This is a genomic window from Streptomyces filipinensis (assembly GCF_014649495.1).
Classification (GTDB): Bacteria; Actinomycetota; Actinomycetes; order Streptomycetales; family Streptomycetaceae; genus Streptomyces; species Streptomyces filipinensis.
The window spans coordinates 423,595-440,994 of sequence record NZ_BMTD01000004.1 but is presented as its reverse complement, the minus strand read 5'-3'; the positions used below and the strand labels follow the sequence as shown (position 1 = coordinate 440,994).

General features: G+C 72.4%; 14 protein-coding genes and 1 tRNA gene. 11 read left to right on the top strand and 4 right to left on the bottom strand.

What is annotated here, in order from left to right; translation table 11 throughout:
* Positions 1-322: 322 nt before the first annotated feature.
* From IE244_RS12945 to IE244_RS12935, 3 genes are all read left to right on the top strand, one after another.
* Entirely contained in the window at positions 323-1,828 is a 1,506-nt protein-coding gene (locus IE244_RS12945) for an MFS transporter (RefSeq protein ID WP_191873588.1), read from the top strand.
* Positions 1,829-2,201: 373 nt separating this feature from the next.
* Complete coding sequence (locus IE244_RS12940; protein ID WP_191873587.1) at positions 2,202-2,732, top strand: DUF485 domain-containing protein; 531 nt, start codon at positions 2,202-2,204, stop codon at positions 2,730-2,732.
* On the top strand, positions 2,729-4,375 hold the full coding sequence (locus IE244_RS12935; protein ID WP_191873586.1) for a sodium/solute symporter: 1,647 nt from the start codon (positions 2,729-2,731) through the stop codon (positions 4,373-4,375). The genes IE244_RS12940 and IE244_RS12935 overlap by 4 nt, the downstream gene beginning before the upstream one ends.
* Before the next feature lie 30 nt (positions 4,376-4,405).
* Here the strand turns inward: IE244_RS12935 and IE244_RS12930 are convergent, their stop codons facing one another.
* The 3 genes from IE244_RS12930 to IE244_RS12920 form a co-directional block, all read right to left on the bottom strand.
* Entirely contained in the window at positions 4,406-5,293 is an 888-nt protein-coding gene (locus tag IE244_RS12930; RefSeq protein ID WP_191873585.1) for a coiled-coil domain-containing protein, read from the bottom strand.
* A 244-nt stretch (positions 5,294-5,537) separates the two neighbouring features.
* On the bottom strand, positions 5,538-8,621 hold the full coding sequence (locus IE244_RS12925; RefSeq protein WP_191873584.1) for an SUKH-4 family immunity protein: 3,084 nt from the start codon (positions 8,619-8,621) through the stop codon (positions 5,538-5,540).
* A gap of 10 nt (positions 8,622-8,631) precedes the next feature.
* Positions 8,632-9,672, bottom strand: coding sequence for an SMI1/KNR4 family protein (locus tag IE244_RS12920; RefSeq protein WP_191873583.1), 1,041 nt, complete (start codon positions 9,670-9,672; stop codon positions 8,632-8,634).
* 263 nt (positions 9,673-9,935) lie between these two features.
* On the opposite strand from IE244_RS12920, the gene IE244_RS12915 reads away from it, so the two are divergent.
* A complete protein-coding gene (locus IE244_RS12915; RefSeq protein WP_191873582.1) occupies positions 9,936-10,451 on the top strand; it encodes a YwqJ-related putative deaminase in 516 nt (171 codons plus the stop codon).
* A 67-nt stretch (positions 10,452-10,518) separates the two neighbouring features.
* Complete coding sequence (locus IE244_RS12910; RefSeq protein WP_191873580.1) at positions 10,519-11,055, top strand: SUKH-3 domain-containing protein; 537 nt, start codon at positions 10,519-10,521, stop codon at positions 11,053-11,055.
* 17 nt (positions 11,056-11,072) lie between these two features.
* On the opposite strand, the gene IE244_RS12905 is transcribed toward IE244_RS12910, so the two are convergent.
* On the bottom strand, positions 11,073-12,374 hold the full coding sequence (locus IE244_RS12905) for a sensor histidine kinase (RefSeq protein ID WP_191873578.1): 1,302 nt from the start codon (positions 12,372-12,374) through the stop codon (positions 11,073-11,075).
* 211 nt (positions 12,375-12,585) lie between these two features.
* Between IE244_RS12905 and IE244_RS12900 the strand changes: the two genes are divergently transcribed.
* From IE244_RS12900 to IE244_RS12875, 6 genes are all read left to right on the top strand, one after another.
* A tRNA-Gln gene (locus tag IE244_RS12900) sits at positions 12,586-12,661 on the top strand.
* A gap of 130 nt (positions 12,662-12,791) precedes the next feature.
* Complete coding sequence (gene glmU / locus IE244_RS12895; protein ID WP_191873576.1) at positions 12,792-14,240, top strand: bifunctional UDP-N-acetylglucosamine diphosphorylase/glucosamine-1-phosphate N-acetyltransferase GlmU; 1,449 nt, start codon at positions 12,792-12,794, stop codon at positions 14,238-14,240.
* A gap of 153 nt (positions 14,241-14,393) precedes the next feature.
* Positions 14,394-15,374 carry a ribose-phosphate diphosphokinase gene (locus IE244_RS12890; protein ID WP_191873574.1) on the top strand — a complete coding sequence of 327 codons (981 nt, stop codon included), beginning with the start codon at positions 14,394-14,396 and terminating at the stop codon, positions 15,372-15,374.
* 199 nt (positions 15,375-15,573) lie between these two features.
* Positions 15,574-16,167, top strand: a complete 594-nt coding sequence (locus IE244_RS12885) for a 50S ribosomal protein L25/general stress protein Ctc (RefSeq protein ID WP_191873572.1) — start codon at positions 15,574-15,576, stop codon at positions 16,165-16,167.
* Positions 16,168-16,243: 76 nt separating this feature from the next.
* Positions 16,244-16,846, top strand: a complete 603-nt coding sequence (gene pth, locus IE244_RS12880; RefSeq protein ID WP_191873570.1) for an aminoacyl-tRNA hydrolase — start codon at positions 16,244-16,246, stop codon at positions 16,844-16,846.
* Between the two features lie 42 nt (positions 16,847-16,888).
* Complete coding sequence (locus IE244_RS12875) at positions 16,889-17,392, top strand: hypothetical protein (protein WP_191873568.1); 504 nt, start codon at positions 16,889-16,891, stop codon at positions 17,390-17,392.
* Positions 17,393-17,400: the final 8 nt, after the last annotated feature.

Sequence of the window (17,400 nt, the reverse complement as noted above, 5' to 3'; positions counted from 1 at the left end):
CCCCTCTTTCCCGGGGGAAAACCCCACCCCGCCCGGTGCGGCCGGCCGCCCCCCAGCGGCGTAAAGCCAGGTTAAGGAGCGCGCCCGGCCCGTCTCGTCCTCCGCCGGGACGAAGCCTCCCCGAGCCGTAGTACGGAGATACCCCTAGGGGTGCTCCACCTCCGGGCGGAGGGGCTCTCAGGGGCGTCTCCACCCTTCGTCGCGGAAAGCCTCCACCCTCCCGTCGCGTCAGGGTCAAGACCGCCGCCGCGTGGCAAGCTGTCGTACCGCGGATAGTTGCAAGGGGCAGGTTCCGGCGGGGAGTCCCGGGGAGGGGTGCGCGGTGGGGGGTACGACACCCGCGATACGCGGCGGTGCGGTCCGCGGAGGGGACACCCGGCGGCGGGGCGCGGTGGTCGCCGCGCTGATGCTGGCGATGGCGCTGGCCGCACTGGACGCCACCATCGTCTCCACGGCCGTGCCGCAGATCGTCGGCGACCTCGGCGGGTTCTCCGTCTTCTCCTGGCTCTTCTCGGGCTATCTGCTGGCCGTGACCGTCACGCTCCCCGTCTACGGCAAGCTGTCCGACAGCTTCGGCCGCAAACCGGTGCTGGTCGCGGGGGCGGCCGTGTTCCTGGTGGGCTCGACGCTGTGCGCGGCGGCCTGGAACATGGCCGCGCTGATCGCGTTCCGGATCGTGCAGGGCCTGGGCGGCGGGGCGTTGCAGGGCACCGTGCAGACGCTGGCCGCCGATCTGTACCCCCTGGCGGAACGCCCGAGGATCCAGGCCAGGCTGTCCACCGTGTGGGCGGTGTCGGCCGTGGCCGGGCCGGGCCTCGGCGGGATGCTCGCCGCCTACGCCGACTGGCGCTGGATCTTCCTGGTCAACCTGCCGATCGGGGCCGCCGCGCTGTGGCTGGTCGTCCGTCATCTGCACGAGCCGGAGCGGGAGCGGCCGGACGGCACGGCACGCGCGCGTGTGGACTGGGCCGGCGCGCTCGCGGTGTTCGCGTGCGGCGCGGTGCTGCTGACGGCGCTGGTGCAGGGCGGCGTCGCCTGGCCGTGGCTGTCGGCGCCGTCGCTGGCGCTGTTCGGCGCGGGCCTGGCGCTGGCCGGTGTGGTGGTCGTGGTGGAGCGGCGGGCGGCGCAGCCGGTCATCCCCGGGTGGGTGTGGCGGCGCCGGACCATCGCGGCCGTCAACCTGGCGCTCGGCGCGCTGGGGCTGCTGATGGTGGCGCCGAGCGTGTTCCTGCCGACGTACGCGCAGTCGGTGCTCGGACTCGGGCCCGCGGCCGCGGGTCTCGTGCTGTGCGTGTGGACGCTGACCTGGTCGGGTTCGGCGGCGCTCAGCCAGCACGTGTACCGGCGCATCGGCTTCCGGGACACCGCGCTGACCGGCATCGGGCTGGGGGCCCTGATCCTGCTGGCCTTCCCGTTCCTGCCGTATCCCGGGTCCTGGTGGCAGCCGATGCTGCTGATGCTGGCGCTGGGCGGGGCGCTCGGCCTGTTCCAGCTGCCGCTGATCATCGGGGTGCAGTCGACGGTGGGCTGGTCGGAGCGGGGCACCACGACCGCGTCGGTGCTGTTCTGCCGGCAGACCGGACAGACGGTGGGCGCCTCGCTGTTCGGCGCCGTCGCCAACGGGGTGCTGGCCGCGCGGCTGGGCGGGGCGGGCGATCTGGACTCCGTCACGCGCGCGCTGGACGCCGGGACGGCCCCCGAGACGACCCGGCGGGCGATCGCCGACGCGGTGCACGCGGTGTACCTCGGCGCGGCGGGCGCGGCGGCCCTGGCCTTCGTGGTGCTGCTGCTGGTGGCGCCCCGGACGTTCCCGGTACGCGACGAGTGACGGTCGCCGCGGGGCGGGCACGGAACGCTGCCCCGCACACCCCCGGTGCACCCGCCGCGGGGCGCCCCACGGGGTACTGACAGGGGAGCGCACGTCGCTTCGGAGAGGTACGCGCGCGTGCGTCCACGAGGGCACGGGGGCCGGCCCGCGGTCGGACATCCGGGTGCCGACGGGTCCGACCGCGGGCGGACGGCGGCCTGTCAACGCGGGTCGTTCCCCGACCAGGAGGGCGTTTTCACGTAGTAAGCGCATACCGACTGGCCAGTTTGGTGAAAAGGCCGCGCGGCGGGGAGCGCGCGAGTAGCGTGCGTGGCTCCCCACCCCCTCCCTGCGGTCCGCCGCCACGGACCCGAGCCTCGCAAGGAGCCCCGGGATGTCCTACGACCGGCCCCACTCGTCGTACGCCCCGCCCCAACCGCCCTACGATCCGCAGCGTCCGCCGCACGACGCGTTCCCTTCGCCGTACGACCCGCCCCGGCCGCCGTACTCCCCGGCCCCACCGCCGTACGACGCCTCTCCCCCCTCGTCGCTCACCTACCCGTGGCAGCCCGCTCCCCCGCGGCCGGCCGCACCGGACCGCCGGCCGCCGCGTGAACTCCTCGGCCACCACAGCGACCTGCGGGTACTGCGCGGCGCCTACCGCTGGCAGCGGCGCACCGCCACGCTCACCGCGCTGGGCTACTTCACGCTGTTCCTGGTCCTGTCCGCGTGCGCGCCCGGAGCCATGACGCGCACGGTCGCCGACGGCATCCCCGCCGGCCTGCTGCTCGCCCTGGTCCAACTGCCGGTCACCTGGCTGGCGATCGCCCTGTACGAGCACACCGCCCGCCGGCACGTCGATCCGCTCGCGGACCGCATCCGCAAGGAGGCCGAACTGGACGCACGCCGAGGGGCGACCCGATGACCGGCGCGGCCGGCTCCCCCGCCGTGGGGGGCTTCACGGGTTTCAGCGGTTCGTCCCAGGCCATGTCCCTGGTCGCCTTCTCCACCGTCGCCACGGTGACCCTGCTGCTGTGTGTGATGACCGGCCCCGACCGGGACGACCTCGACGAGTTCTACACCGGATACGGCTCCCTGTCCCCGCTGCGCAACGGCCTCGCCATCGCGGGCGACTACATCTCCGCGGCCACCGTCCTCGGCACGGGCGGAGTGATCGCCCTGTGCGGCTACGACGGCGTCGTCCTCGCGCTCAGTACGGCGCTGTCGCTGATGCTCCTGATGTTCCTGCTGGCCGAACCGCTGCGCAACGCGGGCCGGTTCACCATGGGCGACGCGCTGGCCCGCCGGCTGCCGGGCCGCTGTGTGCGCATCACGGCCTGTGTGGTGACCATCGCCGCCCTGCTGCCGCTGATGCTGGTCCAACTCGCCGGAACCGGGCAGCTGATGGCGTTCATCCTGGGCTTCTCCAACGAGTCGCTGGAGACCGGATGCGTCGTGGGACTCGGCACCCTGATGATCGCCTACGCGGCGATCGGCGGTATGAAGGGCACCGCCCTCATCCAGATCCTGAAGATCGTGATGCTGGTCGGTTCGGGTGCCGTGGTCGCCGTACTGATCCTGCACCGCTTCGACTGGGACCCCGGTGCCCTGTTCGCCGCGGCCTCCCGGCAGAGCGGCGCCGGGCCGGCCTTCCTGCACTCGGGGCTGCAGTTCGGCACCTCGGGCAGGTCACGCCTGGACATGGTCGCCTCGCAGCTGACCGTCGTGCTCGGCGGCGCGTGTCTGCCGCACATCACCATGCGCATGTACACCGCTGCCAGTGCCCGCCAGGTACGCCGCTCGATGTCCTGGGCGGTGTCGATCGTCGCCCTGTTCGTGCTGGTCATCACGGTGGTGGGGTTCGGTGCCACGGCCCTGGTCGGCCGTGCCGTGATCGCGGGGGCCGACCCGCAGGGCAACACCGCCTACCTGCTGGGCTCGCGGGCGGCCTTCGGCGGCGATGTCTCCACGGCGGAGACCTTCCTGTTCACCATGGTCACCACCGCGATCTTCCTGACCCTGCTGGCCTCGGTCGCCGGCATGATCCTCGCCTGCGCCAACTCCCTCGCCCACGACGTGTTCGCGGCCCGAGTGCAGGAGATGCCGGCCCCGCGCGAGATGGCCCTGGCCCGCGTCTCCGCGCTCGCCATAGGCCTGCCGACGATCCTGCTGGCCACGCTGGTGCAGCACCACAGCCTGCAGCCCCTCGTGACGCTCTCCTTCTGCCTGGGCGCCTCGGCCGTCGCACCCGCCCTGGTGTACGGGCTCTTCTGGCGCCGCTACACCCGCAGCGGGCTGCTGAGCACACTGATCGGCGGCTCGCTGACCGTGCTGCTGCTCATGCCGGGCACCAATCTGGTCTCCGGCTCACCCGTCTCGGCCTTCCCGCACGCCGACTTCAACTGGTTCCCCTTCACCACCACCGGCATCGTCTCCATCCCGGCCGGCTTCCTCTTCGGCTGGCTCGGCACGGTGGCCTCCGGCCGCACCAAGGCGGAGGAACAGCGCCGCCGTTACGAGGCGGTGGAGGGGCGGATCCTGGCGGGGGCGGTGCGGGAGGGAAGGTGACGGGGCGCTGGGGGCGGCGGCCCGGGAGGGCTACTCCAGCGTCGCCCGCCCCGTCAGGGAGATCAGGTCGCTGCGTGCCTCGTCCATGTGCGCCTGCACGTGGTCCCAGGCATCGCCGTGCTCGCGCAGCACCTGGTCCGTCTCCCGGGCGAGGCGCTCCTCGTGCATCCGCGCGGCGACGATGATGTCCGTCGCACGCGCGCGTGCCTCCTCCTGGCTGCGGCGCGCGAACTCCTCCGCCTCGGCCAGCGCCCGCTCGGCGTCGGCCAGCGCCGCGTCGGCCCGGCTCGCCCGGTCGGCGTACCGGGCGTCCAGGGCGGCGATCCGTTCGGCCTCCTCGCGCTCGACCTCGGCCCACCGCTCGGCCTGCTTCCGGGACAGCTCGGCTTCCAGGGCGGCCGCACGCTCCCGCACCTCGCGCAGCCCGGCGAGCCGCTCCCTGCGCTCCTCCTTCACCGCGCGCCGCGCGCCGATACGGATGGCGTCGGCCTCGGCGCGCGCGGCGACGAGCCGCTGACGGGCGTACTCGTCCGCCGTCATGCGCAGCGCGTTCGCCGCCGCCTGCGCCCGGCGGCGCGCGCTGTCGGCGCGCACCTCGGCCTGCACGGCCTGCCGGTGCGCGTCATGCCGCGTGCGCTCGCGGAGGTCCGCCGCCTCCTCCAGCACGACCTGGAACAAGCGCCGTGCGCGCCCACCGAGCGACTCGTACGTCTGCGGGGGGAGCTGGGCGACGACCTCGCGCATCCGCGCGGCCTCCGCCTCCATGTCCTTGGCGAGCACGGTCAGCCGCGCGGCACGTTCCCACGCGGCGTCGCGGTCGCGCGACAACACCTCCAGGAACGCGTCGACCTGGTCGGTGCGGTAGCCGCGCCCCCGGACGGTCACAAAGCCGTGCGGTGACGTCGATGCACTGCTCACCCTGGGAACCCCTCTCCACCGGACATACACGACATAATGATTTCGCGCATATCTTGATGGATCGGACGTAAGCGTTCATAACGCGACACTCCGCGGTCGCGTCACGCTCGGCATCGGGCATTTCCGGCTCGGCGCGGCGTGCGGAACCGTCCGCAGCCGCTCGTCCTCAAGGGTGACGGCCAGGGGGAGCCGGCCCTTCACGCACGCGTGAAGGGCACGACGCACTCCCACCCGGAGGGCGTACTCACAGCAGCCCGTCCCACATCTGCTCCAGCAGCACCGACCACCAGCTCTCCGGCGAACCGAGCGCCGCCGGGTCCAGGGCGGCCAGCTGCGCCTGGAAGTCGACGGTCCAGCGGCCCGCCTGCTCCTGGTTGAGCCCGTACCGCAGGCGCCACATCCGGCCCAGCAGGGCCAGGCAGCGCGCGAACTCCGGCAGCCCGGTGTTCACGAACTGCGGCGGCACCGGAGCACCGCCCGGCCCCGCCTCGACGGGCACGGCCACGATGTTCGCCGTCCCGTACTGCACACAGACCGCCCGGCCGAAGTCGGTGCCCATGACGAGGTACGAGCCCGCGTCCGCCGCCGGCTGCACCCCGCGCTCGGCCGCCAGCTCCGCCAGCGTCGGCACCGGCCGGCCCGGCTGCGCCTGCGCCCAGAAGAACGGGCTCATGTCCAGCGGCAGACCGGCCACGACCAGCGTGTGCGCCACGATCGGCGGCACACCCTGCCGGGACACGGCCTGCTGTTCGAACCGGAAGACCGCCGGCCCGAACGCCGCCGCCAGCTCCTGCGCGATGCCCTCAGGCGGCATCGCCGGGGCGGGCTGCACCGGCGCCAGCGGCGCCCGCACCGGCGCCGGACGCGCCGGCCCGTCCGCGACCTGGTGCAACTCACCCTGATGCGCCAGCAACTGCTGCATCCCCTGCTGCCGGCTCGCATGGTCCGTGCCGTACGGCGCGATGCTCGTGATCCGCGCCTGCGGCCACTGCTCCCGGATCATCCGCGCGCAGTAGGCACCCGGCAGCTCGCACGACTCCAGCTCCGTGTGCAGCTCCAGCACCTGGTCCGACGGGACGTTCATCGCCCGCAGCTCGTGGAAGATCTGCCACTCCGGGTGCGGGGTGCCCGGCGCCGAACGCCGGATCAGCTGCTGCTCCGAACCGTCCTGCGCGCGGTAGCGCAGCACGGCCTGATAGCCGGGACCGACCGTCGGCTGCCCCTGCTGCGGATACCCGTACGCCGACGGCTGTCCCGGCACCGGCGCGCCGGGCGGCGGCATCGCGCCCGGCGGCATCGGCTGCGGCGCCCCCGGAACACCCGGCGGCATACCGGCGGCGCCCGGCGCACCGAGCGGACCGGGACCGGGCGGCGGGGGCACGCCCGGACCTGCCACCGGCGGCGCGGCCAGCACGGTCTCCGCATGGTGCACGGCTCCGCGCCCACCGCCCGGAGCACCCGGAGCGCCGGGCATGCCGGGAGCCACGGGGGCGCTCGGCGGCTGCGGCGCGCCGGGACCCGCGGGGACTCCCGGAGCGTGCGGCGCGCCGGGCGTGTGCGGCATGCCGGGGGCGCCCGGAGGGTGCGGCGCGCCCGGCACGGGCGGCATGCCCGGGGGACCCGGAGCCGCGGGAACGCCGGGCGGATGCGGCAGGCCCGGAGCGCCGGGACCACCCTGCGCGCCCGGGGCGCCCGGCGGCTGCGGCATGCCTGCGCCCAGCTGGCTGGGGTCGGCCAGCATCGTGGCCGCGTGGTGGACCTGGCCCGAAGGCGTCGCGGGCGGGTTGGGGGCGCCCGGAGTCGGCGCGCCCGGTGCCTGCGCCCCTTCCGCGCCGCCCGGACCGGCCGGCGCACCCGCGCCGCCCTGTCCCTCGGGGCCCTCCGGCCCGAGCGCCGACACCAGCTGAGTCCGCACGTACGCACCACCCGGCGCGGCCGGCATCGCCGCATCCGCCGGGCGCGCGCCCGGCGCGCCGGGAACACCCGGCGGCGGGGGCGGCATGCCCGCTCCACCGCGCGCCTTCTTCGGCGGCGGCGCGGCCTTGCTCGTCGCGGCATCCGCGATGTCCCCGGCGTTCGGCGCGAGAGGCCGCGCGGACGCACCGGCATCGGCCGGAGGCTGCGGCGCACCCGCCGGACCACCCGGCGCCTGCGGATAGCCGTAGCCCGGAGCACCCTGCGGGGCACCCGGACCCTGCGGATAGCCGTACGGCGCGGCGCCCGGCGGGGGCGTGTCGCCCTGCGGAGCGCCCGGCGCACCAGGAGCGGCGGGGGGCGCGAACGGCGCGCCTGACGGCGGCGGATACGCGGACACCCCCGGCGGGGGCGTGCCGGGAGCCGCCGGCGGCTGCGGATAGCCGTACGGCGGCGTGCCGGACGGCGGAGGGGGTGTACTGCCCTGCGGAACGCCCGCCACGCCAGGAGCGCCGGGCGCCCCCGGTGTACCAGGCGCGCCCGGCGCGTTCGAAGGATCGAGCGCCGGAGCGATCGCCGTCGGCGGCAGCTGGCTGCCTCCCGAGATGAGCGCCGTCTTCGCCTCCGGCGCACTCGTCCGCGGCCGCGGAGCCTCGTCGCCGGCCTCGCTCAGCGGCGGCGCGAACACCGTCGCGGGCAACGGCACGGAACGGTCCTCCTCACCGGAGCCCGCGTTCGTGTCGGTACCGGCCCAGGGCGTGGCCCCCACCGGTACCTCGGCGGCAGGCGCGCCCTGAGGAGCAGGCGCCGCGGGCACACCGGACGCGCCCGGGCCGGCCTGCGTCTGGGCCAGCCCCGCCGCACCGGACGAGACCCCACCGCCGACACCGGCCGCCCCGGAACCGCCACCGGCACCGGCACCGGCAGGCGAACCCGCACCCTCCGAAGCACCGGCATCGGCAACCGGGCTCGAACCCCCGGTACCCGCACCAGAAGCGGCACCGGCACCCGCACCGGCACCCTCGGCCCGCCGGTCCCCGATACCCAGCTTGTCCGCCGCCTCCTGCAACCACTCCGGAGGAGTCAACAGGAACGACGTCTGGTTCAGGTCCACCCGCGCGGCCGCCGCCGGAGCCGCGTCCCGCGGCTCGTCGGGACGGCCGTACTCCTCCTCGTACCGGCGGATCACCTCACCCACCGGCAGCGCCGGCCACAGCGTCGCCTCCCCGCTGTCCCGCGCGATCACCAGGCGCTGACCACCCGCGTCCGAACGCGGACCCTCCGCCCGGTCCTCCCCCCACACCACGAAACCCAGCTCGAACTCCCGCACCCGCACCTCACGATGCTGGTACACGGGCACGTCGCCGTTGATCCACTCCTCGGCGCGCTCCTGCGCCTGCGCGTAGGTCACCATCGCCTGAAACTCACTCCCCCACCGGACCGGACGACGCCGAGCCGGCGGACACCGGAACGGCCCGGGCGAAACCGCCGTCGACCATCAGATTCGCCACCGTCTCCAACTCCGGCGGATTCCCCGCCAACCGCGACAGGAAGGCGTCGAAATCCTCACCGCACGGCAGCAGCAGACGCTCCACCCGCTCCGCCGGCGACCACGACGGATCCGCATCACGCACGTCGTCGTACGCGCAGAACCACACCGAACCGAGCCGCTCGCCCTTCACCTTCACCGCGAGCAACCCGCCCTGCACGAACGAGACCCCGAGGTAGTCCTTCGTCAGATGGTCACGCAGACACTTGTTCACATACACCAGGTCGTTGACCGCCGCCTCGTCCCGCACCGTGAAGAACGGCTGGTCCAGCAGCAGACCCAACTCGGCGTCCAGCGCCGTACCCACGGGCGCACAACCACCCGCCGCCTTCAGGAACGAGCGATACGCGCCCGGAAGCCGGTACCCCAGATCCTCCTCGACGCCCTGCACCTGCGCCTCCGACACCGCCACACCCGACTTCGGCAGCCCGAAATGCGCCGGCCGCGTCTCCTGCAACGGCCGCGTCCCCCGCTTGCCGTGGTCCACCGGCGTCGTCGCCACCCCACCGTGGTGCCGCAACAACGCCTTCACCTCGACCGGAACCAGCTCCAGCCGCCGCGTGCCGGCCACGTGATGCCACGTCCAGCCGTGCGGCGTCGCCACATCCGGCACCGTGTCCCACAACTCGTGCTGCTCCACCGCCAACGCCGCGTTCGCCGACACGTAGTCCGTCAGCCGCAACTCGTCGACACCGAAACCCTCCGGCGGCTCGGCGATCTCCACCGCCACACGCGCGTACGGAGAGAAATCCGGGTAACCACGCTCATCGACCCGTACCCCTCTCGGGTGACGCGCCGCCCGGACCGGATCCGGGAAGTGCACGACCTGCCCGGCGTACGCCGCGTTCGGCGGCACGGCTTGTCCCCCGGCCTGGCGGCTGGGCGGTGCCCCCAGCCCGAGCCGACCTGTCGTCATGGCGGTAGCCCCCTGCGGCGTTCTCTCTGGCCTCAATCGGCGGTGTCGATCGCGAACGGCGACAGCCTATGCGGTACACGAACCCCGGTCACCGGCCCACCGCGTCCGCGAGGAAACACCTCGTCCGCTTCCGTGACCGGCCGTCACCCCACCGTGACCACCCACCCCCGGCACGGGCGTGTCGCACCGCCCCAGCTTCCGCACAGGCCACGGCATTTGGCACCCTGTGTCCTTCGGGGGACGCCCGGGGAGGGAAAACGATCATGAATAGCTTGCGAACCGGAGGAACCGACGTGCGGGCCGGCGACCCACGCATCGGCTGGAGCGGCACCGACACACCCCCCGCCCCCACCCTCCGCCACCGCCGCGACGGCATCCTGCCCACCGTCGCCGCCGCCCTCTCCGTCCGCGGCGCCACCCTCACCGGCACCGCCGCCCGCGGCGACCAGCCCCCCGCCCTGCACCCCCTCGTCCAGGACTTCCTCGACACCCTCACCAGCGGCGAACGCGACCGCTTCACCGGCCGCTGCGCCGAGACCATCCTCATCTCCCGGCACCTCACCGCCGCCGACGCCACCCGCAGCAAACGCGCCGCCCGCAAACCCATGAGCAACGGCGAAGCACGCAAGGCACTCAAACACGCCAAACTCACCGCCCGCCGCATACGCGAGGACGGCGACCCCCTCCACGGCAGCTTCGCCACCCCCTGCCGCGCCTGCACCGCCCTCAGCGCCCACTTCGGCGTCCGCATCGTCGACCCCACGGCAACCGACGGCTGACCACCGCCGTCAACCCAGGTACCACCGCACGACACCGCCGGCACGACGCACGACGAACGAAGGGCAGATGCACCCCGAACACGGCACCACCCCCAAGCCCGCCGCCACCCGCCACGAGCACGGGAACACCCCACCCCGCTTCCCCGTGCTCGTCGACACCGCCCTGCGCGCCGCCGGCTGGCAACCCGGACGCTGGGACATAAAACAGGCCGAGATCTGGGCCGACGCCCTCCGCGACCACACCTCACCCGCCGGACACCGGCACACCGTCTTCCCCGCGGCCGTCGAAGCCTGGGCCGAATTCGGCGGCCTCACCATCACCCCGGGCGGCCCCGGCCGCCAGATCGCCCCCGCCACCCTCCACCTCGACCCCCTCCACGGCCTCCACCACGCCCGCACCCTCGGCGACCTCGGCCGCGCCCTCGGCACCGAGCTGTGTCCCCTCGGCGAAGAGACCGACACCACCGCCACCCTCGCCATCGACACCGAAGGCCGCGTCTACACCCTCGACCACACCGGCGACTGGTACGTCGGCCCCGACATCGACCACGCCCTCGCCACCCTCATCACCGGCATCGAACCCGTACGCCTCACCGCCGGCTGACCCCCGCCCCCAAGGGTCTACGCCGCCGGAATCACCGCCGACACCCTGAAACCCCCGGCCTCCGTCGGCCCCGACACAAACACCCCGCCCAGCGCCACCACCCGCTCCCGCATCCCCACCAGGCCGTTCCCACCCGACGGCAATCCCGCCGCCGACGCCGACCCCGGCTCCGGCGGCGGCCCGTTCTCCACCTGCATCGCGATCTCCGACACCCGATGCGCGAGCCGCACACGCGTCTTCGCACCCGCCGCGTGCTTGTGGACGTTCGTCAACGCCTCCTGCACCACCCGGAACGCCGTCTGCTCGATCTCCGCCGCATACGACCGCACCTCCCCCTCCACCGACAGATCCACGACCATCCCCGCCGCCGCCGACTGCCCGACCAGCTCCTCCAGCTCCGACAGACACGGCCCGTCCTCCACCACCGCACGAGAAGCCGCAGCCGCAGCCGCCTCCCGCACCGCGGCCAACGGCACCCTCTGCGCCCGCCGGCCCACGTCCTCCCCAGCCCGCAACACCCCGAGCATCTCCCGCAACTCCGTCAACGCCTGCCGCCCCATGTCCCCCACCAGCGACGCGTTCTTCACGGCCTTCTCGGGATCCTTGCGCGCCACCGCCTGCAACGCCGCCGCATGCACCACCATCAAACTCACCCGGTGCGCCACCACGTCATGCATCTCACGGGCGATCCGCGTCCGCTCCTCGTTCCGGGCCCACTCGGCCCGTTCCTCCGCCCGCTCGGCGAGCAACTGAAGCTCCCGCTCCAGACTGTCCGCCCGCTCCCGCAAGCTCTCCATCAACCGCCGCCGAGCCCCCACGTACAACCCCAGCAGCACCGGCGGAGCCGTCAGCCCCAACGCCGTCGTCACCGCCGCGAACGGCACGAACCAGTCACCCAGCGTCAGGTCACCCCGCGCCATGTCCTGCCGCACCCGCACGAACGTCACCACCGCCGTCCCCACCAGCGACATCCCCGCCAGCGCACCGATGATCCGGCGCGGCAGCTCACACGAGGCCAGCGTGTACAGGCCGACGACACCCAGCAGGAACCCCATCTGCGCGGGCGTGATCGCGATGGCCACGAGCACGACGGCGATCGGCCACTTCCGCCGCACGAGAAGCACCGAACCGGCGATCACCCCGAAAACGACCCCCACCACCACCGGGATCCCCGCGTCCCGGGCGAACGGAATCCCCTCCGCGCCGCACTCCACGGCCGACACCAGCGCGAGACTCCCGTCGAGCGCCGCACTGCGCCATCTGGCCCACCACCACGGCCCGGTGCGGGCCCTGGCCTGCTCTTCCCCCGTCGTGGTCATACCTCCAGCCTACGGGCGGCGGCCAGGCCTTTTCCGGTGACTTTCCCCTACCGCCACACACCACACTCCGTAACCGGACCACCTCGGAACCGACCGGCTGCCTGGTCGTCGGCGCAGCCAGGAGCGCCCACTTGTACGACCGCATCGAGGGCTGGTGGGCCGGGATCGTGGCCCGAGCCGAGGCACGTCTCGGGTAAGGTCTGATGCGCTGTCCCCCGTGGTGTAACTGGCAGCACACTGGTTTTTGGTACCAGCAGGACAAGGTTCGAATCCTTGCGGGGGAGCCACGGCGCACAAGACCTACGTTCGGGCCCTGACCGGTGAACCCCCCGTCAGGGCCCGCTCTCATGTCCCTTGAGGAACGCCCCGGTATCCTGCGGCTGTCATCCCCACTCACCACAGCCGAAGGGCAACCCCGTGAGCGCCATCCGCCCGGCAGCCGTCGTCGTTCTCGCAGCGGGTGAGGGCACCCGTATGAAGTCGGCCACACCGAAGGTCCTGCACGAGATCTGCGGCCGTTCCCTCGTGGGCCATGTGCTGGCCGCCGCCCGTGAGTTGGACCCGCACAGCCTGGTGGTCGTCGTGGGGCACGCCCGGGAGCAGGTCGCCGCGCATCTGACCGCGATCGACCCGGCCACCAGGACGGCCGTGCAGGCCGAGCAGAACGGGACCGGGCATGCCGTGCGCATGGGCCTGGAGGAGCTGGGCGGGGCCGTGGACGGGACCGTCGTGGTCGTGTGCGGGGACACGCCGCTGCTGACCGCCGAGACGCTGAAGCAGCTGGCGGGGACGCACGCCGGTGACGGCAACGCCGTGACCGTGCTGACGGCCGAGGTGCCGGATGCCACGGGGTACGGCCGGATCGTGCGGGACGAGGCGACGGGCGCCGTGACGGCGATCGTGGAGCACAAGGACGCGACGGACGCGCAGCGGTCGATCCGGGAGATCAACAGCGGGGTGTTCGCGTTCGACGGGCAGTTGCTGGCGGACGCGTTGAAGAAGGTCCGTACGGACAACAGTCAGGGCGAGGAGTACCTGACCGATGTCCTGGGCATCCTCCGCGAGGCCGGTCACCGGGTGGGTGCCTGTCTGGCCGCCGATCACCGGGAGATCGCCGGGATCAACAACCGGGTGCAGCTGGCGGAGGCCCGTCGCATCCTGAACGAACGGCTGCTGACGGCGGCGATGCTGGCCGGGGTCACCGTGGTCGATCCGGCGTCGACGTGGGTGGACGTGACGGTCACGTTCGAGCGGGACGCGGTCGTGCATCCGAACACGCTGCTGACCGGGTCGACGCATCTGGGTGAGGGTGCCGAGGTGGGGCCGAACAGCCGGCTGGGGGACACGCGGGTCGGTGCGGGGGCGAGGGTGGACAACACGGTCTCCGAGGGTGCCGTGGTGGGCGCGGGGGCGAGTGTGGGGCCGTTCGCGTACCTGCGGCCCGGTACGCGTCTGGGTGCGAAGGGCAAGATCGGGACGTACGTCGAGACGAAGAACGCCAAGATCGGTGAGGGTACGAAGGTGCCTCATCTGTCGTACGTGGGTGACGCGACGATCGGTGAGTACACGAACATCGGGGCGGCGAGCGTGTTCGTGAACTACGACGGTCAGGAGAAGCACCACACGACGGTGGGGTCGCATTGCCGGACGGGTTCGGACAACATGTTTGTGGCGCCTGTCACGGTCGGGGACGGTGCGTACACCGCCGCCGGGTCTGTGATCACCAAGGATGTGCCGCCCGGTTCGCTGGCCGTGGCCCGTGGTCAGCAGCGGAATATCGAGGGTTGGGTGGCGCGGAAGCGTCCGGGGAGTGCGGCGGCGAAGGCCGCCGAGGCGGCGTCCCGGGCGGGTGAGGGCGAGGAGTGACGGGAAACGGGTGCGTCGAAGTCGGCGTACCGTGATAAGTGCACATCCGCACGCGTGCACCCGCACCCTTACCAGCTGATTCGGCCTCTCACGCCCAGCCGAGAGGTCGCTGAGCAGCCGGCTGGCTGAGACAACCTCTGAGGAGACAGTGCTGTGACCGGGATCAAGACGACCGGCGAGAAGAAGTTGATGTTCTTCTCCGGCCGCGCCCACCCCGAGCTTGCCGAGGAGGTCGCCCAGCAGCTGGGTGTCGGGGTCGTCCCGACGAAGGCCTTCGACTTCGCGAACGGTGAGATCTACGTCCGTTACCAGGAGTCGGCGCGTGGTGCGGACTGCTTCGTGATCCAGAGCCACACGGCTCCGATCAACCAGTGGATCATGGAGCAGCTGATCATGATCGACGCGCTGAAGCGTGCGTCGGCCCGCTCCATCACGGTGATCGTGCCGTTCTACGGTTACGCGCGGCAGGACAAGAAGCACCGGGGTCGTGAACCGATTTCGGCGCGTCTGATCGCCGACCTGATGAAGACGGCGGGTGCGGACCGGATCCTGACCGTGGATCTGCACACGGACCAGATCCAGGGCTTCTTCGACGGTCCCGTGGACCATCTGTTCGCGCTTCCGCTGCTCGCGGACTACGTGGGCGAGAAGGTGGACCGGAACAAGCTGACGGTCGTGTCGCCGGACGCGGGTCGGGTGCGGGTGGCGGACCGGTGGTGCGACCGGCTCGGTGCGCCGCTGGCGATCGTGCACAAGCGGCGTGACAAGGACGTGGCGAACCAGGTGACGGTCCACGAGGTCGTGGGTGAGGTCAAGGGTCGCGTGTGTGTGCTGGTCGACGACATGATCGACACGGGTGGCACGATCTGTGCGGCTGCCGACGCGCTGTTCGCGCACGGTGCGGAGGATGTCATCGTGACGGCGACGCACGGTGTGCTGTCGGGTCCGGCCGCGGACCGGCTGAAGAACTCCCGGGTGAGTGAGTTCGTGTTCACGAACACGTTGCCGACGCCGGCGGAGCTGGGCCGGGATCTGGACAAGATCACGGTGCTGTCGATCGCCCCGACGATCGCGAGTGCGGTGCGTGAGGTGTTCGAGGACGGGTCTGTGACCAGCCTCTTCGACGAGCAGTGAGGTTTCTGCAGCCGCGCTCCGCGCGGTGACGGAAGATCCTTTTGAGTACGGCCTCCTTCTCCGAGTAAACTGCTCCAGTTGCTCGGCGAGGGAGGCCGTACGCGTGCGTACGGTGGTCCGTTATCGACGCGCTCTTCGTAGCAGGCCGTTCGTGGCCGGGTGACCCCGTCCGTTCGAGTTCCTACGAGGAGTGATCGATATGTCCGAGGTGAAGCTCACCGCCGAGACCCGTACCGAGTTCGGCAAGGGTGCCGCCCGTCGCATCCGCCGTGACAACAAGGTCCCGGGTGTTCTCTACGGCCACGGCTCCGAGCCGCTGCACCTGACCTTCCCGGGTCACGACCTGCTGCTGGCGCTGCGTACGCCGAACGTCCTGATCTCCCTGGACATCGACGGCAAGACCAACGAGCTGGCGCTTCCGAAGGCCGTGCAGCGTGACCCGCTGAAGGGCTTCCTGGAGCACGTCGACCTGCTGCTGGTCAAGCGTGGCGAGAAGGTCACGGTCGAGGTTCCGGTGCACGCCGAGGGCGAGCTGGCCCCGGGTGGCAACCTGCTGGAGCACGTGCTGACCGCGCTGCCGGTCGAGGCCGAGGCGACGCACATCCCCGAGGCCCTCACGGTGTCGGTCGAGGGTCTGGAGGCCGGTGCCTCTGTCCACGCCAAGGACATCACGCTGCCCAGCGGTGTCTCGCTGGCCGTGGACGCGGACGCCGTGGTGCTGCAGGTGCTGCAGGCCCAGGCCGAGGAAGCCGCGGGCGAGGCCGAGGAGGGCGAGGAGCAGGCCGAGGCCTGATCCTCTCCGGCGTCATCAACTGTTTCAGCCGCTGCTCCCCTCGCCGGGAGCAGCGGCTGGCGCGTATCAAGGAGACATGGACGTGAGCACCCCCGCCAGCGCCCCCTGGCTGATCGTCGGGCTCGGGAATCCCGGGCCGGAGTACGCGATGAACCGGCACAACGTCGGGTTCATGGTGGTGGACCTGATCGCGGCGCGGATCGGGGGGAAGTTCAAGCGTGCGGGCAAGGCGCAGGCGCAGGTGGTGGAGGGGCGGATCGGTCCGGCGGGGCCGGCGAACCGGCGGGTGATCCTGGCGAAGCCGATGTCGTACATGAATCTGTCCGGCGGTCCGGTGAACGCGCTGAAGGACTTCTACAAGGTGCCGGTGACGAACATCGTGGCCGTGCACGACGAGCTGGACATCGACCACGGGGTGCTGCGGCTGAAGCTGGGCGGCGGTGACAACGGGCACAACGGTCTGAAGTCGATGACGAAGGCGATGGGGCCGGACTACCACCGGGTGCGGTTCGGGATCGGCCGGCCTCCGGGTCGTATGCAGGTGGCGGACTTCGTGCTGAAGGACTTCTCGTCGGCGGAGCGCAAGGAGCTGGACTACTTCGTGGACCGTGCGGCGGATGCGGTGGAGTGTCTGGTCACCGAGGGTCTGGAGCGCGCTCAGTCGGCGTACAACCAGTAGCCGGACCGGCTCTGGAGTTGACCGGTCGTAGCGGTATGGCCAATGATCCCGGCCATGCCTGCCACAGCCACCTCTGCTCGTCGGACCTCCGTGACCGCTCTGCGGTTCGGGCGGGTCGCGGCGATGGGCGCGGTCGCCGCGTTGATCCTGTTCGCCGGGGTGTGGGGTTCCTGGGGGACCGCGCAGCACGTGATGCTGGCCAAGGGGCATGAGGCCGGCACGGTGCGGGTGACGCGGTGCGCGGGGGATGTCTGTACGGGGCCGTTCACGCCGACGTCGGCGGGGGCGCGGGCACGCGCGCATGTGGAGCTCGGCAAGTCGGTCGCGGTGCGCGCGGGGCGCACGTACGACGTCGTGCTGAGGCCGGGTACGTCGGACGCGGTGCGCTCGGGTCCGGCGGGGATCCTGTATGCCTGGGTGCCGTTCGGCGGGGCGTTGCTGCTGGCGTCGGTGGTGGTGGCGGGCGGGATGCGGCTGACGCGGGTGGCGTGGGTGCTGGCGGGGTCGGGGGCCGTGCTGCTGACGGCGACGTTCGTGACCCTGTGAGGGGTCGG